Genomic DNA, 1,702 nt, shown 5'->3' on the forward strand with positions numbered 1-1,702 from the left:
CTCTTGTTTCATGTGTGGAAAAAATACTTAAAGAATTTGGAGAAAATTATGTAATTAATTTTGCTTAACTACTTAAACCAGCGTTCCACAGCATCTTCTCCAAACTGATCCAACGGTGCCTCATACAAATCCGGAACTCCAACTGTCGCTTCTTCAAAAATACATTCTGCACCGCCTTTAAAAACCGAACCTGATTGGCGTTAAACTGTCCCTGGGCAATAAAATCCTCAAAATAGCGCCCCACCACTTCCTGATAATCCGGCAATGCCTCAATCTCGAACAACTCTCGCATAAACGATAATCAACTATTAACCTTCAATTAAACGTCTTGCGAATATTCGACTCCGAAAAATGCAGGTTTCCCCCACGCAACTATTGCCTCAGAGTACGTTCTCAGGCCACCAGTTGCAAGTCCGTCACTGCTTCCCGATGGCGAATTTCTGCAATTGTCGGGTGAGTCTCCACAATCTCCAACACTTTCCCCTCAACCCGCTGGCGGTATTCCTCCTTGATAATTAATTAGACTCTGTTCAACAAGGTCAAAACTGCCGTAGCAGGGGCGAGGGCGGGACGCGATCGCCCAAAACTCCTATTTTATACTACACATATGCTACACTAACATTGTAGCTCGTGCCCCGCAGGAGGTTCCCTCATGGCAAATGCCAATCTTCCTCAAAATTTCAACTTAATCCTACCCGCAGGAACCCAAATTGTCACCAAAATAGAGGTCAAAAACCCCGCCGGCGACCAATCTTGGAAACAGGGATTAGTAGGTGTCATCGTTCAATCGCCTACGGACAATTCCCACGCATATTTAGTCAAACTCCCAGACGGAACACAAGTTAGTCTGCGGCGGCACGAACTCAGCATCCGCAAGCAGTTTCAGAGCGAAGGATTGCAGTCAGGAGGAGATTTTCTTGCAGAATACAACCTCTATGATTCTGTAATTTACCGCTGCATTGTTGGTTCCCGAGCTTATGGTCTTGATAACGAGCAATCCGATACAGACAGACGCGGGATTTACCTGCCGCCTGCAATACTTCATTGGTCGCTTTACGGCATTCCAGAACAATTGGAAAACAAGGAAAATCAGGAATGCTATTGGGAACTGCAAAAGTTTCTAGTTTTGGCACTAAAAGCTAATCCAAATGTGCTAGAATGTTTGTACACGCCTTTAGTAGAAACAGTTTCTCCTGTAGCACAAGAATTGCTCGAAATTAGGGAAATATTTCTTTCTCAATTGGTTTATCAAACTTACAATAGCTACGTTTTGTCTCAATTTAAAAAAATGGAGCAAGACCTCCGCAATACCGGGGAAATTCGTTGGAAGCACGCGATGCACTTAATTCGCTTGTTGCTGTCAGGAATTACTGTGCTCAAGGAGGGGTTTGTACCCGTTCGGGTGCAGGACTATCGATCGCAACTTTTATCTATCCGCAACCAAGAAATATCCTGGGAAGAGGTGAACCGCTGGCGGTTGAGCTTGCACGGTGAGTTCGATCGCGCTTTTGCTGCAACTTCCTTACCGGAACGTCCTAATTACGAGAAAGCGAACCTGTTTTTGATTAAATCTCGTAGAGGTGCGATCGGCTAAAAGGGGCGGGTTTACGAGATCGGTAGACCTCTTGCAAAAATAACTAGGACGGGCTCTTCGGCCCATCCCACAAGAGTTATTTTTTCTTGTGGGATGGGCCGAAGAGCC

The 1,702-nt window shown here is 45.4% G+C and carries 2 protein-coding genes; one reads left to right on the forward strand and one right to left on the reverse strand.

Features of this window, described 5'->3' with window-relative positions; translation table 11 throughout:
* Nucleotides 1-64 precede the first annotated feature (64 nt).
* The gene (locus tag QUB61_RS39310; protein WP_333136873.1) at nt 65-292 is read right to left on the reverse strand and encodes a hypothetical protein; all 228 of its coding nucleotides are present in this window, start codon (nt 290-292) and stop codon (nt 65-67) included.
* Nucleotides 293-652: 360 nt separating this feature from the next.
* Here QUB61_RS39310 and QUB61_RS39315 point away from each other — a divergent pair, with 360 nt between their 5' ends.
* Nucleotides 653-1,594, forward strand: coding sequence for a DNA polymerase beta superfamily protein (locus tag QUB61_RS39315; RefSeq protein ID WP_333136875.1), 942 nt, complete (start codon nt 653-655; stop codon nt 1,592-1,594).
* The last annotated feature ends 108 nt before the right edge of the window (nt 1,595-1,702 follow it).

This window comes from Microcoleus sp. C2D2 (assembly GCF_036702495.1).
GTDB lineage: Bacteria > Cyanobacteriota > Cyanobacteriia > Cyanobacteriales > Microcoleaceae > Microcoleus.

What these genes read in the sequence shown, in the direction of transcription:
- QUB61_RS39310 (WP_333136873.1), bottom strand. Translation starts at nt 292, where the DNA reads ATGCGAGAGTTGTTCGAGATTGAGGCATTGCCGGATTATCAGGAAGTG.
- QUB61_RS39315 (WP_333136875.1), top strand. Translation starts at nt 653, where the DNA reads ATGGCAAATGCCAATCTTCCTCAAAATTTCAACTTAATCCTACCCGCA.